The sequence below is a fragment of the Actinokineospora auranticolor genome (assembly GCF_041897805.1).
Taxonomy (GTDB): Bacteria; Actinomycetota; Actinomycetes; order Mycobacteriales; family Pseudonocardiaceae; genus Actinokineospora; species Actinokineospora auranticolor.
Map to the genome: position 1 here is coordinate 959577 of NZ_CP154825.1, position 21128 is coordinate 980704.

General features: G+C 70.9%; 21 protein-coding genes. 17 read left to right on the forward strand and 4 right to left on the reverse strand.

From position 1 onward, the window contains the following. Positions 1–139: 139 nt before the first annotated feature. From V5P93_RS04745 to V5P93_RS04800, 12 genes are all read left to right on the forward strand, one after another. Entirely contained in the window at positions 140–283 is a 144-nt protein-coding gene (locus V5P93_RS04745) for a hypothetical protein (RefSeq protein WP_181043350.1), read from the forward strand. Between the two features lie 174 nt (positions 284–457). Next, positions 458–1423 carry a tryptophan--tRNA ligase gene (gene trpS / locus V5P93_RS04750; RefSeq protein ID WP_104476972.1) on the forward strand — a complete coding sequence of 322 codons (966 nt, stop codon included), beginning with the start codon at positions 458–460 and terminating at the stop codon, positions 1421–1423. 260 nt (positions 1424–1683) lie between these two features. Further along, the gene (locus V5P93_RS04755; RefSeq protein ID WP_245931033.1) at positions 1684–3411 is read left to right on the forward strand and encodes an ABC transporter family substrate-binding protein; all 1728 of its coding nucleotides are present in this window, start codon (positions 1684–1686) and stop codon (positions 3409–3411) included. Between the two features lie 241 nt (positions 3412–3652). Then, positions 3653–5464, forward strand: coding sequence for an ABC transporter family substrate-binding protein (locus V5P93_RS04760; protein ID WP_104476968.1), 1812 nt, complete (start codon positions 3653–3655; stop codon positions 5462–5464). 173 nt (positions 5465–5637) lie between these two features. After that, positions 5638–6636 carry an ABC transporter permease gene (locus V5P93_RS04765; protein WP_104476966.1) on the forward strand — a complete coding sequence of 333 codons (999 nt, stop codon included), beginning with the start codon at positions 5638–5640 and terminating at the stop codon, positions 6634–6636. After that, positions 6629–7576: an ABC transporter permease gene (locus V5P93_RS04770; RefSeq protein WP_374065373.1), complete on the forward strand. Its 948-nt coding sequence runs from the start codon at positions 6629–6631 to the stop codon at positions 7574–7576. The genes V5P93_RS04765 and V5P93_RS04770 overlap by 8 nt, the downstream gene beginning before the upstream one ends. Further along, positions 7576–8715, forward strand: coding sequence for an ABC transporter ATP-binding protein (locus V5P93_RS04775; RefSeq protein WP_104476962.1), 1140 nt, complete (start codon positions 7576–7578; stop codon positions 8713–8715). Before V5P93_RS04770 ends, V5P93_RS04775 begins: the two co-directional genes overlap by 1 nt. Further along, the gene (locus tag V5P93_RS04780) at positions 8712–9749 is read left to right on the forward strand and encodes an ABC transporter ATP-binding protein (protein ID WP_104476960.1); all 1038 of its coding nucleotides are present in this window, start codon (positions 8712–8714) and stop codon (positions 9747–9749) included. The genes V5P93_RS04775 and V5P93_RS04780 overlap by 4 nt, the downstream gene beginning before the upstream one ends. Positions 9750–9902: 153 nt before the next feature. After that, on the forward strand, positions 9903–10121 hold the full coding sequence (locus tag V5P93_RS04785; protein ID WP_104476958.1) for a hypothetical protein: 219 nt from the start codon (positions 9903–9905) through the stop codon (positions 10119–10121). Between the two features lie 157 nt (positions 10122–10278). Further along, entirely contained in the window at positions 10279–11151 is an 873-nt protein-coding gene (gene mshB, locus V5P93_RS04790) for an N-acetyl-1-D-myo-inositol-2-amino-2-deoxy-alpha-D-glucopyranoside deacetylase (RefSeq protein ID WP_104476956.1), read from the forward strand. Next, positions 11148–11558: a hypothetical protein gene (locus tag V5P93_RS04795; RefSeq protein ID WP_104476954.1), complete on the forward strand. Its 411-nt coding sequence runs from the start codon at positions 11148–11150 to the stop codon at positions 11556–11558. Before mshB ends, V5P93_RS04795 begins: the two co-directional genes overlap by 4 nt. Beyond that, positions 11539–12342: a hypothetical protein gene (locus tag V5P93_RS04800; protein ID WP_104476952.1), complete on the forward strand. Its 804-nt coding sequence runs from the start codon at positions 11539–11541 to the stop codon at positions 12340–12342. The genes V5P93_RS04795 and V5P93_RS04800 overlap by 20 nt, the downstream gene beginning before the upstream one ends. Here the strand turns inward: V5P93_RS04800 and V5P93_RS04805 are convergent. Further along, positions 12327–13043, reverse strand: a complete 717-nt coding sequence (locus V5P93_RS04805; protein WP_104476950.1) for a GNAT family N-acetyltransferase — start codon at positions 13041–13043, stop codon at positions 12327–12329. The genes V5P93_RS04800 and V5P93_RS04805 overlap by 16 nt on opposite strands. A 151-nt stretch (positions 13044–13194) precedes the next feature. Between V5P93_RS04805 and fdxA the strand changes: the two genes are divergently transcribed. Genes fdxA through V5P93_RS04820 form a run of 3 tightly spaced genes read left to right on the forward strand, consistent with a single transcriptional unit; the run spans position 13195 to position 17178 of the window. Then, positions 13195–13515 (forward strand): ferredoxin, encoded by a 321-nt coding sequence (fdxA, locus tag V5P93_RS04810; RefSeq protein WP_104476948.1) that lies wholly within the window; start codon positions 13195–13197, stop codon positions 13513–13515. Continuing rightward, entirely contained in the window at positions 13512–14600 is a 1089-nt protein-coding gene (gene dapC, locus V5P93_RS04815; protein ID WP_104476947.1) for a succinyldiaminopimelate transaminase, read from the forward strand. Before fdxA ends, dapC begins: the two co-directional genes overlap by 4 nt. Before the next feature lie 22 nt (positions 14601–14622). Beyond that, complete coding sequence (locus V5P93_RS04820) at positions 14623–17178, forward strand: hypothetical protein (protein WP_104476945.1); 2556 nt, start codon at positions 14623–14625, stop codon at positions 17176–17178. On the opposite strand, the gene V5P93_RS04825 is transcribed toward V5P93_RS04820, so the two are convergent. Together V5P93_RS04825 and V5P93_RS04830 are read right to left on the reverse strand one after the other, a co-directional pair. Next, a complete protein-coding gene (locus V5P93_RS04825) occupies positions 17175–17714 on the reverse strand; it encodes a TIGR00730 family Rossman fold protein (protein WP_104476943.1) in 540 nt (179 codons plus the stop codon). The genes V5P93_RS04820 and V5P93_RS04825 overlap by 4 nt on opposite strands. Further along, positions 17711–18490 (reverse strand): TIGR00730 family Rossman fold protein, encoded by a 780-nt coding sequence (locus V5P93_RS04830; protein ID WP_104476941.1) that lies wholly within the window; start codon positions 18488–18490, stop codon positions 17711–17713. The genes V5P93_RS04825 and V5P93_RS04830 overlap by 4 nt, the downstream gene beginning before the upstream one ends. 60 nt (positions 18491–18550) lie before the next feature. Between V5P93_RS04830 and V5P93_RS04835 the strand changes: the two genes are divergently transcribed. Then, entirely contained in the window at positions 18551–19015 is a 465-nt protein-coding gene (locus V5P93_RS04835; protein WP_104476939.1) for a hypothetical protein, read from the forward strand. Here the strand turns inward: V5P93_RS04835 and dapE are convergent. After that, positions 19012–20076 carry a succinyl-diaminopimelate desuccinylase gene (gene dapE, locus V5P93_RS04840; RefSeq protein WP_245931031.1) on the reverse strand — a complete coding sequence of 355 codons (1065 nt, stop codon included), beginning with the start codon at positions 20074–20076 and terminating at the stop codon, positions 19012–19014. The genes V5P93_RS04835 and dapE overlap by 4 nt on opposite strands. A 44-nt stretch (positions 20077–20120) precedes the next feature. Here dapE and dapD point away from each other — a divergent pair, with 44 nt between their 5' ends. Continuing rightward, positions 20121–21101 (forward strand): 2,3,4,5-tetrahydropyridine-2,6-dicarboxylate N-succinyltransferase, encoded by a 981-nt coding sequence (dapD, locus tag V5P93_RS04845; protein WP_104477749.1) that lies wholly within the window; start codon positions 20121–20123, stop codon positions 21099–21101. The last annotated feature ends 27 nt before the right edge of the window (positions 21102–21128 follow it).

Consider the following 21128-nt stretch of genomic DNA (forward strand, 5'->3'; position numbering starts at 1 on the left):
CCCGCGCGGCCGTGACTGGGCCGCTGATGGCGGATACCAGGATACCCCGTCACCTGGTGTGAGCAGTGCCACGCGCGGGATCAAGAAAGGTTAACCTAACCTCAGTCCGGAATTCACCGCGGACGAGAGGGGGTGGCAGGTGGGGGGCAAGAAGACGCGCACGCCCGCTGAGCAGGTCAAGAAGCTGATGAAGTCGGGCAAGGTCAAGAAGAAGTGCTGCCAGTCCAAGCCGCGCTGCTCGAAGTGCCCGGTGCTCGCGCTCAAGCGCCTCAAGGCCGCCTGAACCGATTGAAGGCCCCGGGGCCGCTGCGCTACCTTTCACCTCGATGCGCACACACGACGTCACTCAGTGGTGGGCCGCCAGCAGGCGGCCCTGACTTCGCGCACCCACAGGCCGCCCGACCGGGCGGCCTGACGCGTGTCCCGGGCGGGTGGCCCCAGCCCAAGGAGACCCCCGATGACCCGCCTCTCGGCGATCACCCCCTCCGGCCACGCCCACCTCGGCAACTACCTCGGCGCCATCCGCCGCTGGGCCCGCGAGGGCGCGCCCGGGGACCTGTACTTCGTCAGCGACCTGCACGCCATGACCGTGTCCTACAACCCGGCGCGGCTGCGCAAGCTCGCCCGCGAGACGCTGGCCGTGCTGGTCGCCGCCGGGATCGACCCGGCGCGCGTGTGCGTGCAGTCCGACCTGGTGCGGGAGCTGGGGGCGCTGAGCTGGGTGCTGGAGTGCACCTGCTCGTTCGGCGAGGCGTCGCGGATGACCCAGTTCAAGCAGAAGGCCGACGGCCAGGGCACCGTCCGGCTCGGCCTGCTGACCTACCCGGTGCTGATGGCCGCCGACATCCTGCTGCAGAACGCCACCGAGGTGCCCGTCGGCCAGGACCAGACCCAGCACGTCGAGCTGGCGCGCAGCCTGGCCCGGCGGTTCAACTCGACCTTCGGCGAGGTGTTCACCGTGCCCCGCGCGGTGATGGCGCCGACGGCGGCGCGGGTGATGGACCTGTCCGACCCGACCCGCAAGATGTCGAAGTCCACCCAGGACAGCGCGGGCGTGGTGTTCCTGCTCGACGAACCGGACCTGGTCCGCCGCAAGATCACCCGGGCGGTCACCGACAACGAGGCCAGACTCGAGTACCGGCCGAGCAGCCAGCCGGGGTTGGCGAACGTGCTGGAGATCCTGGCCGCCTGCACCGGCCGCTCGCCGGTCGAGGTCGCCGACGACCACTCGTCCTACGGCGAGCTCAAGAACGCGGCGGCGGACGCGGTCATCGAGGAGCTGCGCCCGCTGCGCACGCGCGTGCTGGAGCTGCTCGACGACCCCACCACCCTCGACGGGATCCGCGCGGCGGGCGCCGAACGGGCCCGCGAGCGCGGCGCGCACACCCTCGCGTCGGCGTTGCGCATGGCGGGCGTCGGCTGAAGGTCCGCCGGAAGACCGTCGAATTGCGCGGTTCCCCGGACAGGGCCACGGTCAAGATCGGACAATCGGTGCCGTCGGCGGTCGACCCCGCCGGCGATCGAGTTCGCCGTGATCGAAACCACCTGTTCCGGGGAACCGGAGCACCCGTGTGGAACCCGCGAACCGGGTCGCGCGTCATGCGTTCGGCCGCATAACCGGTGGCGGACCCGGGGTGGTCGTCTGGCAGCATGACCACCGAGTCACCTGGGGGAGGAGGATTCGTGCGCGTTCGGAGAACGGTTCTCCGGAGCGCCGCGGCCATCGCGGTCGCGGTGTCCCTCGCCGCGTGCACGAACGCGCCACCACCGCCGCTGGTCACCACCGAGGTCGCGCGGACCCAGGCCACCAAGGCCCCCACGCTCAACGAGGCCGTCGTCGGCGTCGACAGCGTGCAGGGCGGCTACAACCCGCACAAGCTCGCCGACCAGTCCACGATCACCACCGCGCTGGCCGACGTGCTGCTGCCCTCCGTCTTCCGACCGGCCGCCGACGGCACCCCCACCCTCGACGGCACCCTCATGGTCTCCGCCGAGGTCACCAGCGCCGAGCCCTACACCGTCACGTACCGGCTGCGCCCCGAGGCGGCCTGGTCCGACAGCGCGCCCATCGCCGCCGAGGACTTCGTCTACCTGTGGGAGCAGCTGCGCACCGAGCCGGGCGTGCTCGACAGCGCGGGCTACCGGCTGATCGGCAACATCTCCGCCCGTGAAGCGGGTCGGGTCGTCGAGGTCACCTTCACCAAGCCCTACCCGGGCTGGCGGACGCTGTTCTCCGACCTGCTGCCCGCGCACCTGCTCAAGGACATGCCCGGCGGCTGGGCCAGCGTGCTGCGGGACAACTTCCCGGTGACCGGCGGCCCGTTCTCGCTCAAGGGCATCGACCGCGACCGCGGCGAGGCCGTGCTGGAGCGCAACGACCGCTACTGGGCCGCGCCCGTGCCGCTGGACCGGATCATCCTGCGCCGCGGCGACACCACCGGCGTGGCCAACGCGCTGCGCTCCGGGCACAACCAGCTCGCCCTGCTCAGCCCGGACGCCGCGGGCCAGAGCGCGCTCAAGGCGCTGGAACCGCTGGCCACCACGACGACCGTGCCGCGCTCGACGGTGGCCACGCTGCTGCTGCGACCGGTCGGCACCGCCATGGCCGACCCGCGCATCCGGTCCGTGCTGGCCGCGCTGATCGACCGCCAGGCGCTCACCGCGGCGGGCACCGGCGGCGGCCCGGGCAGCGCGCTGCCCGCGAACGCGCAGGTGCTGGCGCCGAGCGCGCGCGGCTACACCGCGACCGTGCCCGCCAACACCCCGGACAAACCGGACGTCGCGCTCGCCGAGAACCTGTTGACCCAGGCCGGGTACACCAAGGTCGACGGCAGCTGGTCGCTCGGCGGTACCCCGCTCAACCTGGTGATCGCCGCGCCGGAGGGCCGCAAGTCCTATGTGGACATGGCGCGCGAGTTGCAGCGCCAGCTCTCCGTCGGCGGCGTGCAGTCGCGGCTGGTCACCCCGGACGGCGCCGACCTGTTCACCCGGCTGCTCGCGCCGCGGCCCGCCACCGCCGCGGTCGCCGAGGCGGACCGGATCGACCTGGTGCTGGCGCCGCAGCCCGCCGCGGGCGACCCGGCGACGCTGCTGGCGGGCCGCTTCGGCTGCGCCCCGACCACGCCGGGGGAGCCTGGCCAGCCGTCGACCGCGCCCCAGGCCGACAACCCGGCGGGCTTCTGCGACCCGGGCCTGCAACCCACCATCGACCAGGCGCTGACCGGCGAGCTGGCGTTCACCGCGGCGGCCGAGCAGGTCGAGCCCGCGCTGTGGAGCCGGACGGTCGCGCTGCCGCTCTACCAGGAGGCCGACACCCTGCTGACCGGGCGCGTGATGTCCGGTGTGTCCACCGGACCGCCCTGGGCCGGGCCGTTCGCGACCGCCACTCAGTGGCGTCGAGCGGAGGGGTGACTCAGGCCACTCTCCGTCATCGACAAGCCACCAACGGGTACCCCCTGGTAACGGTCCCGTTGCGTGGTGCTGTGCGCTTGTCACCCTTTGGTCACGATCACTGTCGCGGAGGTGACCGGGGTGCTGCTTCGTTCCTAGCGTGCGCACCTAGTGCGCCACCCAATGCTTGATTGGGGGCGCGATGGGTTACGGGTGCAGCCCGACCGGACCGGTCGCGGGTGGCCCTGTGCTAGGAGGGCACGTGTCAACTAAGAAGAGCACTCTGTCGGCGATCTCCTTGGTCGTCGGTGCGTCGCTCGTCCTGAGCGCTTGTGGCGGCACCAGCGACAACGGCGGCAACGGCGGCAGCACCGGGGCGAACGAGCCGACCGGCGACATCGCGGCCATGGCCATCGCCAAGGGCGAGGCGGGCGACGAGTACACCTCGCCGGAGGTCCCGCAGTCCAACGACACCTTCACGGTGTCGACCGACAACCCGTACACCGCGTACAACAACTCCGCGGCGGACGCGAACAACTCGTACAACACCTTCGCGCTGGCCTCGGTGATCTCCGGCGCGTACAAGCTCGACGGCAACAACAAGGTCCTGCTCAACAAGGACGTGATGGAGTCCGTCGAGGTCACCAGCAAGTCGCCCCAGGTGGTCACCTGGAAGATCAAGCCGGGCATCACCTGGTCCGACGGCGAGCCGTGGGACTGCGACGACTTCTACCTGGCTTGGCTGTCCTCGACCGGCAAGGCCAAGGACGGCGACAAGGACATCTTCACCTCGGCGAACACCACGGGCTACGACCAGATCGGCAAGGTCGAGTGCCCCAAGCCGACCGAGGTCGTCACCACCTTCGACAACCCGTACCCGGACTACAAGGGCCTGTTCGGCATCTCGCTGGACATCATGCCCGCGCACATCCTGGAGAAGGAGACCGGCGTCGCCGACGTCACCAAGCTGACGCCGACCGGCGGTGACCAGGCCGCGCTGAAGAAGGTCGCGGAGTTCTGGAAGACGAAGTGGAACGGCTTCGACGCGAAGCTGATGCCCGCGTCCGGCCCGTACATGATCACCCACTTCGAGCAGGGCAACGCGGTCACCCTCGAGCGCAACCCCAAGTGGGCGGCCAAGCCCGGCGGCCCGGCCAAGGTGATCCTGCGCGGCATCTCCGACCAGGTGGCCCAGGCCCAGGCGCTGGAGAACGGCGAAGTCCAGGTCAACTCGATGGCCCAGCCCGACTCGAACGCGGCCGACCGGCTGCGCGGCCTGTCCTCGCAGGGCGTGCGCTTCGGCGCGTCGAACGGCCTGTCCTTCGAGCACCTCGACCTGAACTACAAGAACAAGTGGCTGCAGGACCAGGCCGTGCGCAAGGCCTTCATGCAGTGCGTGAACCGCGACGAGCTGGCGGAGAAGCTGATTCGCCCGGTGCTCGACACCGCCAAGCCGCTCGGCTCGCTGGTCTTCTTCCAGGCGGAAGAGGGCTACACCGACAACTACGCCGCCTACACCGGTGACGCCAACGCCTCGAAGGCCACCCTCGAGGGCGCGGGCTTCACCATCGGCGGCGACGGGTTCGCGACCAAGGGCGGCGAGAAGCTCTCGCTCAAGATCGCGCACACCGACATCCCGCGGCGCAAGCAGACCGTCGAGCTGATCCAGTCGCAGTGCAAGGCGGCGGGCATCGAGATCATCGACGACACCGACCCGAACTTCCTCGACACCCGGGTCAGCCAGGGCGACTACGACATCGCGCTGTTCGCGTGGTCGGCCGCGCCGTTCAAGTCCGCGCAGAAGTCGATCTACGAGACGAACGGTGGCCAGAACTGGTCCGCCTACACCAACCCGAAGGTCGACGCGGCCTACAAGGACGCCAACAGCAACCTCGACGAGGCTGCCGGGCGCAAGGCGTTCCAGGAAGCCGACCGGCTGATGGCGGAGGACAACTACTCGCTGCCGCTGTACCAGCTGCCGAACATGTGGGCCTTCAAGGGCATCGACAAGGTGTACTTCCAGTCCTACAACGGCGCGCTCTGGAACGTCAACGAGTGGGTCAAGACCTCCTGAGTCGACCCGCCGCCCCCAGGCGGCGTCGCACTGGTCGATAGACGAAGGGGCCGGACCAGAAGTCCGGCCCCTTCGCTTCGGTTCCTGACCCGCCGGGCGCACACTGGCGGAACAGGGAGCACACCAGCGGCAGCCACCACACCGGCCGCCTGGGTCCCCACCGAGGAGTTCTCGTGATTCGCTACATCATCAGACGGCTGCTCATCTCGATCCCCATCCTGGGCATCGGCAGCATCTTCGCCTTCTTCCTGGTCGCGGCCGCGGGCAACCCGGTGGCCGAGCTGAAGGCCAAGCCGGGCGTCACCGCCCAGCAGATCCACGACCTCGAGGTCAGCCTCGGCCTCGACCAGCCGATCATCGTCCGGTACTGGAAGTGGCTGGTCGACTTCGTCCAGGGCGACTGGGGCCAGAGCATCGCCCTGGGCCAGGCCAAGGTGGACATCTTCGACTCGATCATGCGCGGGCTGTGGATCACCGCCCGGCTGGTCGTGTTCGCCGAGCTGCTGGCCATCGTGCTCGGCGTCGTGGTCGGTGTGATCGCGGCGGTGAAACAGTATTCGATCTTCGACTACCTGGCCACTTCGAGTGCCTTCCTCATGTTCTCGATGCCGGTGCTCTGCGTCGCGGTCATCCTCAAGACCTACGGCATCAAGTTCAACAACGTGCTCGAGAGCCTGGGCATGGACCGCTGGGTCAGCACCGTCAGCCCCACGCCCGACCAGGTCGACCGGACCTTCGGCGAGGCGATATTCAAGCTGACCGGCACCTACGTGCTGCCGACGCTGACCCTCGCGCTCATCAGCTTCGCCGCGTACAGCCGCTTCCAGCGCGCCTCGATGCTGGAGACGCTCAACTCCGACTACGTGCGCACCGCGCGGGCCAAGGGCATCTCGCAGCGCCGGGTGATCTTCAAGCACGCTTTCCGCAACGCGCTGATCCCGGTGACCACGCTGTTCTCCATCAACGCCGCCGCGCTGTTCTCCGGCGCGATCGTCACCGAGACGGTCTTCGGCTGGAAGGGCATGGGCAACCTGCTGGTGCAGTCCATCCGCACCTTCGACCCCTACATGCTGATGGGCTGGCTGATGGTCACCGCCGCGCTGGTCATCGTGTTCAACCTGGTTGCCGACATCATGTACGGCATCCTCGACCCGAGGATCCGCCTTGCCTAGCGACCCCGTGCTCAACCCGCTGCAGCCCACCGGGCTGCCCGCCGCGGGCACCGCGCCCGTGGCCACCGCAGGCGAGTTCGACGCCACCAAGGCGCGCAAGCAGAGCACGCTCATCGTGCGCCGCTTCTTCCGCCACCGCCTCGCCGTGGTCGCGCTCGTGGTGTTCCTGCTGATCTGCGCGTTCGGGTTCCTCGGCCCGCTGTTCTGGACCGTCTCGGTCGAGGACACCTCCAGCCGCGGCTACCTGCCGCCCAGCGGGGCGCACCCGCTCGGCACCATCCAGACCGGCAAGGACATGCTGGCCCAGCTCATCCGCGGCACCCGGCTGTCGGTGCAGATCGCGCTGGTCGTCGCCATCGGGTCCACCGTCGTCGGGGTCACCTTCGGCGCGCTCGCGGGCTACCTGCGCGGCGCGGTGGACAGCGTGATCAGCCGGTTCACCGACCTGATGCTGATCATCCCGCAGGTCGCGGTGGCCGCCATCCTGGTCCGCGCGCTCAGCGGCTCCTGGTACACGGTGGCGTTCATCCTGGCCGCGTTCGCCTGGATGAGCATCGCGCGCATCACCCGCGGCGAGACGCTGTCGCTGTCGCAGCGCGAGTTCATCGAGGCCGCGCGGGCCTCCGGCGCCAAGACGCACTGGATCATCTTCCGGCACCTGGTGCCGAACATGATCGGCACCATCACGGTGAACACCACGCTGGCCGTGGCGACCGCGGTGCTCTCCGAGGCCGCGCTGTCGTTCATCGGGCTGGGTGTGCAGCCGCCGGACACCTCCCTGGGGCTGATCATCAACGAGAACTACTCGCAGATCACCAACCGGCCGTGGCTGTTCTGGGGCCCGTTCGTGATCGTCGTGCTGCTCTCGCTCGCGGTGAACTTCATCGGCGACGGCCTGCGCGACGCGTTCGACCCCCGGCAGACGAAGGTGCGTGCCTGATGAGCAGTGCTGTCCGCACCGACACCGTGCTGTCGGTCGAGAACCTGTCCGTGACCTTCCCGACCGACGACGGCAACGTGCGCGCCGTGCGGGACGTGTCCTACGTCCTGCGGCCGCGCGAGGTGCTCGGCATCGTCGGCGAGTCCGGGTCCGGCAAGTCCGTGTCGTCCATGGCCGTCATGGGCCTGCTGCCCGCCAGCGCCAAGATCACCGGGTCGATCCGCTACAAGGACCGCGAACTGGTCGGGCTGTCCTACAAGGACATGCAGAGCGTGCGCAACAACGGCGTCGCGATGATCTTCCAGGACCCGATGACCTCGCTGAACCCGGTCTACACCATCGGCTGGCAGCTGGCCGAGGCCTACCGGGCGCACCACGACGTGTCGAAGAAGGCCGCGTGGCGCAAGGCGGTCGAGGCGCTGGAACTGGTCGGCATCCCGCAGCCGGACCGGCGCGCGGCGCAGTACCCGCACGAGTTCTCCGGCGGCATGCGGCAGCGGGTGATGATCGCCATGGCGATCATCAACGACCCGGACGTGATCATCGCCGACGAGCCGACCACCGCGCTCGACGTGACCGTGCAGGCGCAGATCCTCGAAACGCTGCTGCGGCTGCGCGACGAGGTGAACGCGGGCATCATCCTGATCACCCACGACCTCGGCGTGGTCGCGGGCATGGTCGACCGGGTGCAGGTCATGTACGGCGGCACGGTCGTGGAGTCCGGGCCGGTCGAGGAGGTCTTCGACCACCCCCGGATGCCCTACACCGTCGGCCTGCTCGGCTCGCTGCCCAACCCGGCCAAGCTCGGCCAGCGGCTCACCCCGATCACCGGTGCGCCGCCGTCGCTGATCAACCTGCCGCCGGGCTGCGCGTTCTCCCCGCGCTGCCCGCTGGTGGCCAACCAGTGCCGCGTCGACGAGCCCGAGCTGCACGGCACCGAGCGCGGCGACCACACCACCCGCTGCTTCCGGTGGCCGGACCTGGCGTCCATGCAGCACTCGCGGGACCTGTTCGTCCGCGACGAGATCGGTGTGGTGGAGAACCCCGCCGCGCTGGTCGAGGCCGACCCGTACCTGCCGGTCGCCGAGGAGGCGCACACCATCGAGCTGCGCCTGCCCCAGGAAGGTCCGCACGCATGACACACGCCAACACCGCCCCCGCGCGCGCCGCGGCGGACCGCGCGGACACCCCGCTGCTGCGGGTCCACGAGCTGGTCAAGTCCTTCCCGGTGCGCGGCGGCGGGATCATCCCGCGCACCGTCGGGCAGGTGCAGGCCGTGTCCGGGGTCAGCTTCGACCTCGAGCGCGGCGAGACCCTCGGCCTGGTCGGCGAGTCCGGCTGCGGCAAGTCCACCACCGGCCGGGCCATCCTCCAGCTGCACAAGCCCACGTCGGGCTCGGTGCGGTTCGAGGGGCGCGAGCTGACCACGCTCAAGCCCGCGCAGATGCGGCCGCTGCGGGCGGACCTGCAGATCGTGTTCCAGGACCCGTACGCGTCGCTGGACCCGCGCTGGCAGGTCAACGACGTCGTGGCCGAGCCGCTGCGCATCCACGACCGCGGCAGCGCCAAGGACATCCAGCAGCGCGTGAACCACCTGCTGGAACTCGTCGGCCTCAACCCCGAGCACCGCAACCGCTACCCGCACGAGTTCTCCGGCGGCCAGCGCCAGCGCATCGGCATCGCCCGCGCGCTGGCCCTGGACCCGAAGCTCATCGTGCTCGACGAGCCGGTGTCCGCGCTGGACGTGTCGGTGCAGGCCGGGGTGGTCAACCTGCTGGAGGAGTTGCAGCAGCGGCTCGGGCTGGCGTACCTGTTCGTGGCGCACGACCTGTCGGTGGTGCGGCACATCTCGCACCGGGTGGCGGTCATGTACCTGGGCAAGATCGTGGAGATCGGTGACCGGGAGTCCATCTACACCCGGCCGACGCACCCGTACACGCAGGCGCTGCTGTCCGCGGTGCCGGTGCCGGACCCGCGCCAGGAACGCCAACGCCAGCGGATCGTCCTGCGCGGCGACGTCCCCAGCCCGGTCGACCCGCCCTCGGGCTGCCGCTTCCGCACCCGCTGCTGGAAGGCCCAGGAAGTCTGCGCCGTCGAGGAACCCCCACTGATCCGCCATGGTGCGACCTTCTCGGCCTGCCACTTCGCCGAGGAGCGCAACGTCCTGCCCTGAGGACGCTCACTCGAATGCCCTAATGTGTGGCGATTTGCGCAGGTGGGAGGCGGGGTGGTGGCATGGCCGCCGTCACCCCGCCGCCGCCGGGAAGTCAGCGGTCCCGGTGTCCCCAGCCACCAGCCCTACGCGATCCCCGAGTCGGTGATCTGAGTGCGTCGAGACCGGTTCGTCGAACACCTCCGCGACCTGTTGGCCGCCAGCGGACACCCGGGCATCGCCGAGGTCGGCTCGTACACGATCAACAGCGGGCTGCAGGACATCGAGATCAAGTGCACCGACAACCGGGTGATCCGCCTCAACATCACCCGCACGTCGCCGCCCGGCGGCGACAACTTCAGCGAGCCCGAACGCATCGTCACCAAGAGCTAGCGCGCGGACGGCTCGGTCGCGTACTGGGTACCGGTCGAAATCGGGCGTAGTAGGGTTCCCCCGCCGGGGCCGTTGGCGTCCCGCCACGGTCGACCGGTGCGCGGTTCCACTGCCCGCGCCCCGACGCCGCCCCTAGAAGCGCTTAGGCTGAAACCCGATGCTGACAGCCCCACCCAGACTGCTGCTCGTGCACGCCCACCCGGACGACGAGAGCCTGTGGACCGGCGGCACGATCGCCCGCTACGCCGCCGCGGGCGTGCAGGTCACCCTGGTCACCTGCACCCTCGGCGAGGTCGGCGAGATCATCCCCGAGTCGCTGGCCCAGCTCGCCGCCGACCACGCCGACCAGCTCGGCGGGTACCGGGTCGGCGAACTGCGCGCGGCCTGCGCGGCGCTCGGCGTGTCCGACCACCGCTACCTCGGCGGCATGGGCCGCTGGCGCGACTCCGGCATGGTCGACACCCCGGCCAACGCGCACCCGCGGGCCTTCGCCTCCGGTGACCTCGCCGCGCAGGTCCAGGAGCTGGTCGCGATCCTGCGCGACGTGCGCCCCCAGGTCGTGGTGACCTACGGGCCCGACGGCGGCTACGGCCACCCCGACCACGTCCGCGCGCACGAGATCACCGCCGCCGCGGTCGCCGAGGTGCCTGACGTCGAGCGCCTCTACTACACCGTCGTGTCCCGGCAGGCCGTCGACGCCGGCGTCGCCGCGCTGGCCGGGGTCGACGGGTTGCCCTGGCGCCTGCCCGCCCCCGGTGAGCTGCCCGCCGTGGACGACGCGGAGATCACCACGTCCGTCGCGATCGGTGACCACCTGCCCGCCAAGCTCCGCGCGCTCCGGGCGCACGCCACCCAGGTGAGCGTCTGGCAGGCCCAGGACGGCACCTACAGCTATGCGCTGTCCAACGGCGTCGCCCAACCGGTGCTGGAGCAGGAGTGCTACACGCTGGCGGGCGGGTCCGGCGAGGCCGCGGAGACCGACGTCTTCGGCGGACTCGCGCCGGTCGAGCACGTGGGCGCGGACCGGTGACCACCGGCGAGCGCGCGCGCTACGGCGGACTGCTCGCCCTGAGCGTGGTGCTCGCCGTGTTCGAGCTGTTCTTCCTGCCGCTGCGGCTCGACGGGCGGGTGCTGCCGGACGTCGGCGCCATCGAGTTCCCCATCACGGCGCTGCTGGCCGCGGTCACGCTGCCGTGGCTGGTCGGCCGGGCGGCGAAGATCAAGGCCAAGCCCTCGTTCGCGGGCGGACCGCTCTACGTCTGGCTGGCGACACTGCTGGTGTTCCTCGTGGCGGGCCCCGGCGGCGACGTGATTCTGATCGACGACTGGCGCACGCTGCTGCTCATGGCCGCGGGCGCGTTCCCGGCCACCATCAAGGTCGGCGGCGTGCTGGCCAAATCCGCGGCAGGAGGAGACAGTGAGCGAGGCGGTCACTGACCGGCAGATCGTTGCGATCTTACGACCGTTCGTCCGGGCGACCACGCCCCTGCTGACGGCGTTCCGCGACTACTCCGCCAGAACCGAGGAACAGGCCGACGACCCGAACACCGCGGTCATCGAGCAAGCCGACACCGAGGAACTGGCCAAGGTCGAGCGCGGCCTGCGGCAGAAGCTGCTCGACGGCCTCTCGTCGGTCAAGTTCCCCGGCACCGCCGCCTGGCGGGACCTGCCCGACGACAAGCGCGCGGACTGGTGGGTCAACCGCGTCGGCCGCGTCACCGTGCTGGTGGCGAGCGTCCCCGGCATCGGCGGCGCGCTGGCCGACCGGCTGCCCATCCAGGACACCCTGGCCACCGCCAGCCAGGGCCTGGTGCTCTCGGCGATGGCCGTCGAGTACGGGTACACCGACGTCGGCACCCGCGTCCGGCTGATCGCCAAGGTGCTCTTCGACCGCGACATCGACCCGGCGCTCGCCGAGGGCCGGGGCGGCGCGGAGGAGGACGCGGCCACCGCCGAGATGACCACCGACATCGACGCCTCCACCAGCAAGCACGGCCGGGTCACGCTCAAGGCCGCGGGCAAGGCGCTGTGGCGCGTCGGCCGCACCCTGTGGGGCCTCGGCGACGAACTGGACAAGCGGCCGCAGGGGCGGATCTACCACAAGGCCATCGGCCTGCTGCCGGTCGTCGGCATGGCGGGGGACTACCTCGGCGAGCGCAGCGCGTTGAAGCGCGCCGCGCGCCGGGGCCGCAAGTGGCTGGTCGCTCAGGGCGCCCAGTAGCGGTACCGGTGCGACTCGACGTACCCGAGGTCGGCGTAGATCCCCCTGGCGACCTCGTTGACCAGCGCGACCTGCAACACCCGGCTGGTGGCGCCGCGCGCGGCGGCCCAGGTGTCGAGCCCGTCGAGCAGGTGGGTGGCGATGCCCTGCCTGCGGTACTCGGGCAGCACCTCCAGCAGCGCGACGTACAGCCACGCGCCGACCAGGCAGCCGCGCGCCGTGCCGACGACCCGGCCGTCGCGGTGCACGGTGGCGTAGCCGAGCAGCGGGCCACCGGTCACGACCGCGCGCTGCGTGTCGGTCGGGGTGCCGCGCACCGCCACTTCCAGCCAACCGTTTGGCGGTTTGTCGGCGACGTCCGCGCCGCCGCCGGTCGAGGTCAGGGGCGAGTGCATGACGGCCGACTCGGCGCCCTTGGGGTGGTCCGCGTTGACCCGCCAGCCCGCCGCCGCGAGCGGGGATTCCCAGGACGAGCCGGAGATGACCTGCGCGTACGGGCGGATGCCGTGTTCCCCGGCGAACCGGGTGATCTCCGCCAGCGCGGCGTTCACGGGCAGGCCCGGGTCGCCGTTGGTCAGCGCGCTGTTGGCCCGGCCGGTGTAGCCGCCCGATGCGCGCAGCCGCCAGTCGCCGAGCGTGCGGGCGACCACGGGCGGCCAGGCGGCGGCGCAGACCTGTTCGAGGGTCGAGCGGGTGTCCACCGGGGGAGTCTGGGGGAGATTCAGCGCGCGCTGTACCGGGATGTGAGCTAGGCGGCACCGGGTGCGTGCTCCGGAGCAGGTCGGGAGATACTGTCGACGTCGCGTTTTTCCCGAACGCACGCGTCACACCATGAAGGAGCAGGAGAGCGCAGTGACCTACGTGATCGCCGAGCCCTGCGTCGATGTCCTCGACAAGGCGTGCATCGAGGAGTGCCCGGTCGACTGCATCTACGAGGGCGACCGGATGCTCTACATCCACCCCGACGAGTGCGTGGACTGCGGTGCCTGCGAACCGGTGTGCCCGGTCGAGGCCATCTACTACGAGGACGACGTCCCGGACCAGTGGTCCACCTACACCAAGGCGAACGTCGACTTCTTCAACGACCTCGGCTCGCCCGGCGGCGCGTCGAAGACCGGCAAGGTCAGCGCCGACCCGGACTGGATCAAGGCGCTGGACCAGCGGGGCGAGTGAACACCTTCCCCCAGCTGCCGGACTTCCCCTGGGACGTCCTGGCCGACCACGCCGCCCGGGCGAGGACGCACCCGGACGGCGTGGTCGACCTGTCCATGGGCACCCCGGTCGACCCGGTCCCGCCGCTGGTCCAGGCGGCCCTGGGGACCGCGGCCGAGCTGCCCGGCTACCCCCAGACCCACGGCGTGCCGCAACTGCGCGCCGAGGCCGTCGCGGCCATGGCCCGCAGGCACGGGGTCACCGGGCTGGACCCGGACGCGGTGCTGCCGACCATCGGGTCCAAGGAGCTGGTGGCCTGGCTGCCGACGCTGCTGGGCGTCCGGTCGGTGGTCATCCCGGAACTGGCGTACCCCACCTACGAGGTGGGCGCGCGGCTGGCGAAGGCCGAGCTGTTCCGGTCGGACGGGCTGACGGCCCTGGGCCCGGCGGCGCCGGGGATGGTGTGGCTGAACTCGCCGTCCAACCCGACCGGTCGGGTGCTGCCGGTGGAGCACCTGCGCAAGGTCGTCGACTGGGCGCGCGAACGCGGCACGATCGTCGTGTCAGATGAGTGCTACCTGGCGCTGGGCTGGGAGACCGAGCCGGTGTCGGTGCTGCACCCGTCGGTGTCCGGTGGGGACGTGACCGGGCTGCTGGCGGTGCACTCGCTGTCGAAGATCTCCAGCCTGGCGGGCTACCGGGCCGGGTTCGTCACGGGTGACCCGGCGCTGGTGCGCGGGTTGCTGGAGGTCCGCAAGCACGCGGGCATGATCGTCCCCCGACCCATCCAGGCCGCCATCACGGCGGCCCTGGCCGACGACACGCACGTGGCCGACCAGAAAGCCCGCTTCGCCGCCCGCCGCGACGTCCTGCGCCCGGCCCTGCTCGAAGCCGGCTTCAAGATCGACCACTCCGAAGCGGGCCTGTACCTGTGGGCGACTCGCGACGAGTCGGCCTGGGACACCGTCCAGTGGCTGGCCGAACGCGGAATCCTGGTCGCCCCGGGCACCTTCTACGGCCCGACCGGAGACCGGCACGTGCGCATCGCGTTGACCGCGACGGACGAGCGCATCGCGGCGGCCGTTTCCCGCCTGTCACACCCGTAAGCCGCAAAACGACACTCGGTTCATGGAAGCACTGCCCCGCTTCGGTGACGTCTCGGCTCGTGCCCTGGCCTTGCGCGTCAACCCGGCGGTGCCCCTGCCGCTCGACGCCTCAACCGAGTTGGACCCGGACCTGCCGCTGTTCGTGCCGCGCGGGGTCTGGCCAGACCTCGGGCGGTGGGTGCGGCGGGCAGCGGAGACCGGCGGGTTCCTGCTGCTGACGGGTGATTCGTCCGTCGGCAAGTCCCGGCTCCTCTACGAACTCGGCCGCGCCGAACTGGCCGACTTCGACGTCTTGGTCCCGGATCTCGGCGACGGCGACCGGGTGAACAACACCACCCCGTCCGCGAAACTCGTCGTCTGGCTCGACGAACTCCAGCGTTTCCTCGACGGCCCGTACCTGACTCCCGGCTCCACCCCGATCACCCCCGCCGCCATCCGTCGCCTGCTGGACGCCCCTACCCCGGTCGTCATCCTGGCCGCCGCCTGGCCCAACTACCTGGATGAGCTGCGCGCCAAGGAAAACGGCCTGGCTCGACACCCCGCCGCGTACGACGTCCTCGACGATCGGCGGCTCCACGAGGTCCCACTGCACACCTTCACCACCGCCGAACGCGCCGAGGCCGTCCGCCTGGCACCCCGGGATCCCCGGCTCGTGGACGCGGTGGCGGACAAGGACTTCAACGTCACCGAACTCCTCGCGGGCGCCCGCGACCTGATGACCCGCTACGGCCGCGCCAACGACGAACAACGCGCGATCATCCACGCCGCCGCCGACGCCCGGCGACTAGGCATCCAAAGTCCCCTGACCAAGGAACTCCTGGTCGCCGCCGCCCGCGGCTACCTGTCCACAGTGCACCCGGACGATTCGTGGTTCGACCCAGCGCTCGCCGAGTTGACGACCTCGAACCGGGGAGCCTCCCCGCTGCTCCCGATCCCCGACCTCGAACGCCGCGACATCGTCGGCTACACGGTCGCCGACTACCTGCTCTCCCGCCTGCTCGACCACCGCCGCAGCGAGACGGTTCCGGCCCCGACCTGGCGAGCCTTCACCGACCTCGCCGACGACGAGTCCGATGTGCGGCGACTCGCGGACGGCGCGCAGGTCCGCGCGCAGTACCGGTGCGCGGAAGCGCTCTTCCGGCGCCTGGCCGACCACTGGGACATCGATTGGGCCCGGTACGGCATCGCCACACTGCTGTTGCGGGAAGGTCGGACCAAGGAGTTGGCGTCGTGGGCCGCTGCCGGGGACCCGGAAGCGGCGGACGTCTGGGTGGCGCACCTGCTCGCCGAGGGGCGGGAACCCGAAGCCGAAAGCGTTCTCCGGCAAGCGATGCGGTTCAACGCCGACCGGTTCTGGAGAAGCCTCGTGGACCTCCTCGACGAAGGGGGACGTCCGGCCGAGGTGATCGACGTCATGCGGATCGCAGCCGCCACTTCGGATGGCTTTCACCTGCACGGGGTCGAGCGCAGGTTGGCCGACCAGCTGGCGGCCGGCGGTGATGTGGACGGTGCGCTGGAGCTGCTCCGACCGCACGTGGACGACTCCACGAGTCGGGAGCGGCTGGTGGACATCCTGGAGACGAACCTGCGTTGGGACGAGCTGGCCGCGCTCGCCGACAGCGGCGACGTCATCGCGCAACACGCGCTCGCCAGGAGCCTGAAGGAACGCGGAGACGAGAAGACCCTGCGCTCCAGGGCAGGTAGCGGCGATACCGTCGCCGCGGAGGAACTCGCCAGGCTCCTGCTGGCGCGCGGTGCGATTGATGAAGCGATATCCGCCCTGCCCGATTCCGATGCGTACGCGGCCGACCGGTTCGCCCACGTGCTCATCGAGCTCGGCCACGCGGATGTCGCCGTCGCGCTGTTGCGCCCGTATGCCGCTGAAGTCGGGATTGCGGCCAGAACCCTCGCGGGTGTCCTGAGGGAGAAGGGCGAGCACGCCCAAGCCGCCGCGGTCATACGGCCGCACGTGGGCACGACAGCGCTCGCCGAGCTCTGCCTGGACGACGCGCTGGCCGAACTCGGCGATCTCGGTGAACTCCAGGAGCGGTCGGCCGCGGGCGACGAGTCCGCCCAGCGCAAACTCGTCTCGCTGCTGGTCGACCGCGAGCTGATCCCCCAGCTCCGAGAGTTGGCCGAGGAGAACACCTACGCGGTCGTCGCGTTGGCCTGGGATCTAGTCCGGGCCGACGAAGTCGACGAGGCACTGGCGGTTCTTCGCCCGTACTTCGAGACCAGTCGCCGGTGCAGGCGAACGCTGATCGAACTGCTCCGCACGAACCGCAGGATCGACGAACTCGCCGACTACGCCGAGGACAGCGCCTCAGCCGCTTTCGCGGTGGCCTGGCTGGATCCGGAGCGAGCGGTGCGGGTGCTCACCCCGCACGCCCGTCGCGGCGACTCCGAGGCGAGTCGGCGTCTGGTCCAGGTGCTGGCCGACCGCGCGGACATCGCGGCACTGTGGGCGGAACTGCACGCGGGCAACACTTACGCCCTCCAGCACCTGGTCGACCTCATCCCCGAAGGCGACCGCCTCCGCAAGTTCGGCCTGAACCCCGATGGCACCCTCGCCGGCTAGACCGCGCAGGCGTCCAGCGCCTCCTCAACCGTCCGCGTCACCACCAACGCGCCCAGACCCACATCCGACACGAACCCCCGGGAATGCAGTTCCCTGACCCAGTCGAGCATGCCTGCGTAGTGGTCGTCCGGGTCCAGCAGCACCACCGGCTTCGAGTGCATGCCCAGGTACCGCGACGTCCAGACCTCGAACAGCTCCTCCGCCGTGCCCAGCCCGCCGGGCATGGCCAGGAAAGCGTTTGCGCGTTCGTCCATCTCGCGTTTCCGCTCGCGCATGGTGTCCACGACGATCAGCTCGTCCGCGTCCGGGTCGGCCTGTTCCAGCCCCATCAGCCCGCGCGGGATTACGCCCACAGTGGACACTCCGCCCCGTCGGGCCGAACGGGACACCGCGCCCATCATCGACGCCGCCGAGCCGCCCCAGACCAGGGACCAGCCGCGCGCGGCCAAGCCCGCGCCGACCTCGTCGGCCAAGTCCACGTACGAGCGCGGAACCGTGTTGTGCGAGGCGCAGTAGACCGCTACCGCGAAGCTCAATGCGCGTCACCCCAAGCCTGGTAGGCCTTCTCCACCACACCCACCGCGTCGGACACGTCGTCGGTGAGGTGCAGCAGTGCCATGTCCTTCTCGCCGATCTTGCCGCCGCCCAGGACCGAGGAGCGCAGCCAGTCGTAGAGGCCGCCCCAGTACTCGGTGCCGAACAGCACGACCGGGAACTTCGTGACCTTCTTGGTCTGCACCAGCGTGAGCGCCTCGAACAGCTCGTCGAGGGTGCCGAAGCCGCCGGGGAGGCAGATGAAGGCCTGCGAGTACTTGATGAACATCGTCTTGCGGGTGAAGAAGTAGCGGAAGTTCACGCCGAGGTCGACCCACGGGTTGAGGCCCTGCTCGAACGGCAGCTCGATGCCCAGCCCGATGGACAGCCCGCCCGCCTCGGACGCGCCCCGGTTGACCGCCTCCATCGCGCCCGGGCCGCCGCCGGTGATCGACGCGAACCCGGCGTCGGCCAGCGCCGCGCCGATGTCGCGGCCCAGCTGGTACTCGGGGTCCTCGCGCTTGGTGCGCGCCGAGCCGAACACCGTGACCGCGCGCGGCACCTCGGCGAGGGCGCCGAAGCCCTCCACGAACTCGGCCTGGATGCGCAGCACCCGCCACGGGTCGGTGTGGACCCAGTCGCTCGGGCCGCGCGAGTCGAGCAGGCGCTGGTCGGTCGTGGTCGCCTCGTCGCTGCGCCCGCGCCGCAAGGTCACGGGGCCGCGCTGCCGCTCCCGGGGGTGCTCCTCGGATTCGGCGGTTTCGGGATTGTTGGTCACAACGCGAGTTTAGGGTGAGCGAGGTCTCCCCGTCGGAGGAGAACGGAACCGGGAGGCGCCATGTCCGACACGGACGGCACAGGGGGCGAACTGGACAAGCTGCGCGCCCGGGTCCGCGATCTCGAGCAGTGGCAACGGACCTCGGCCGCCCGGTTCGCCGACGCGCTCGGTGCCGCCGCCCTCGCCGGGGCGATCGTCGCCCTCACCTGTTCGACCTGGTACACCGAAACTTCAGTCCCCGGAGGCAGGCCCTTCACCCTCTGGGGCATGGTTCTCGACTTCGGCGCGCCCGCGCTGCTGGTGATCGCGCTCATCACGGCCCTCGCGCTGGGCGCGTTCTTCGGCACGACGACCGCGGGCGGCCCGTCGATCACGATGACCGTCCTGGCCGTCGGGATCATCCCGGCCGTGCTCTGGCTGAACGCCGAACTGCCCGACGACCAGAACCTGACCACGGCGGCCTGGCTCACGCTCGTGGCCGCCCTGGGCACAGGTGCCCTGAACGCAGCCCGCACGAGGCACTAGCCGACCAGGCGGCGCAGCACATCGACGCAGCGGTGGATGTCGGCGATCGGGACGTTCTCCTGCTGCGTGTGGCACAGCAGCGGGTCGCCCGGGCCGAAGTTGACCGCCGGGATGCCCAACGCGGCGAACCGGGCGACATCGGTCCACCCCAGCTTGGCGACCGGCTCACCACCCGCCGCCGCGACGAGCTCCTGGGCCGCCGGAGCCGACAGACCCGGCAACGCGCCCGCCGAGAAGTCGACCACCTCGAACTCGTGACCGGCGAAGACCTCGCGCAGGTGGGCCTCGGCCTGCGCCACCGACCGGTCCGGCGCGAACCGGAAGTTGATCCGCAACAGGGCCGCGTCCGGCACGACGTTGCCCGCGACACCGCCCTCGATGTGCACGGCCTGCATGCCCTCGCGGTAGACGCAGCCGTCGATGTCGACGGTGCGCGGCTGGTAGGCGGCGAGCGTCTCCAGCGCGGGGGAGAGGGCGTGGATGGCGTTGACGCCCATCCAGCCGCGCGCCGTGTGCGCGCGGACGCCGGACTTGCGCAACTCGATGCGCATCGTGCCCTGGCAGCCCGCCTCGACCACGGCGTTCGACGGCTCGCACACGATCGCGAGGTCGCCGTCCATCCACTCCCGCAGGTCGCGCTCGACCCGGCCGAGCCCGTTGCGGACGGCCTCGACCTCCTCGCAGTCGTAGAACAGGAAGGTCAGGTCGTGCCTCGGGTCCGGCACGGCGGCGGCCAGGTGCAGCATGACCGCGTCGCCGCCCTTCATGTCGACCGTGCCCAGGCCGTGCAGGTGCGTCTCGGTGCGGCGGACGGGCAGGTTGTCGTTGACCGGCACGGTGTCGATGTGCCCGGCGAACACGACCCGCGAGGGGCGGCCCAGGTTGGTGCGGGCCAGCACGGCGTTGCCGGAGCGGACGACCTCCAGGTGCGGGGCCTGGGTCCGCAGCGCGCGCTGCACGGCGTCGGCCAGCGTGGCCTCGTCGCCGGACACGCTGGGCACGTCCACCAGGGCGGCGGTGAGGTCGACGGGGTCGGCGGTGAGATCCAGCTCAACGGTCACGGCCCCACACGCTACCCGGTGGACCATTGGCTACCGTGTTGCCCGTGAGCAGCGCAGAAGCAACGCAGACCAAGGGGGCCCACGCGGTCGGCCTCGCCACCGTGACCACCGACGGCACCGTCCTCGACACCTGGTACCCGCAGCCGAGGCTCGGCGCCGCGGGCGAGGCGGGCACCGTGCGGCTGTCGGCCGAGGAGGCCACGGCGGAACTGGGCGACGGCATCGCCGACCTGCTCGGCCCGGACTCGCTGCGCGGCGTCGAGGTGGTCGCGGTGCGCACCACGATCGACGACCTCGAGCGCCCGCCCGCCGACACCCACGACGTCTACCTGCGCCTGCACCTGCTCTCCGCGCGCCTGGTGCGCCCGCACGGGCAGAACCTCGACGGCGTCTTCGGCCTGCTCGCCAACGTCGTGTGGACCAACCACGGCCCGTGCCCGGTCGAGGGCTTCGAGGCGACCCGGCTGCGGCTGCGCGCCCGCGGCCAGGTGACCGTCTACGGCGTCGACAAGTTCCCGCGCATGGTCGACTACGTGGTGCCGACCGGCGTGCGCATCGCCGAGGCCGACCGGGTCCGGCTGGGCGCGCACCTGGCCACCGGCACCACGGTCATGCACGAGGGCTTCGTGAACTTCAACGCGGGCACCCTCGGCGCGTCCATGGTGGAGGGTCGGATCTCCGCGGGCGTCGCGGTCGGCGACGGCTCCGACGTCGGCGGCGGCGCGTCGATCATGGGGACGCTGTCCGGTGGCGGCAAGGAGGTCATCAGCATCGGCGAGCGGTGCCTGCTGGGCGCCAACGCAGGCATCGGCATCTCGCTCGGCGACGACTGCGTGGTCGAGGCGGGCCTCTACGTGACCGCGGGCACGAAGCTGACCCTGTCCGACGGCCGGTTGGTGAAGGCGCGGGAGCTGTCCGGGGAGTCCGGCCTGCTGTTCCGCCGCAACTCGACCACCGGCGTCGTCGAGGTCGTTTCGCGCGACGGTCGGGGCATCGAGCTGAACGCCGCGCTGCACTCGAACTAGCTCCCACCGGGCTCCCACCGGGCGGGA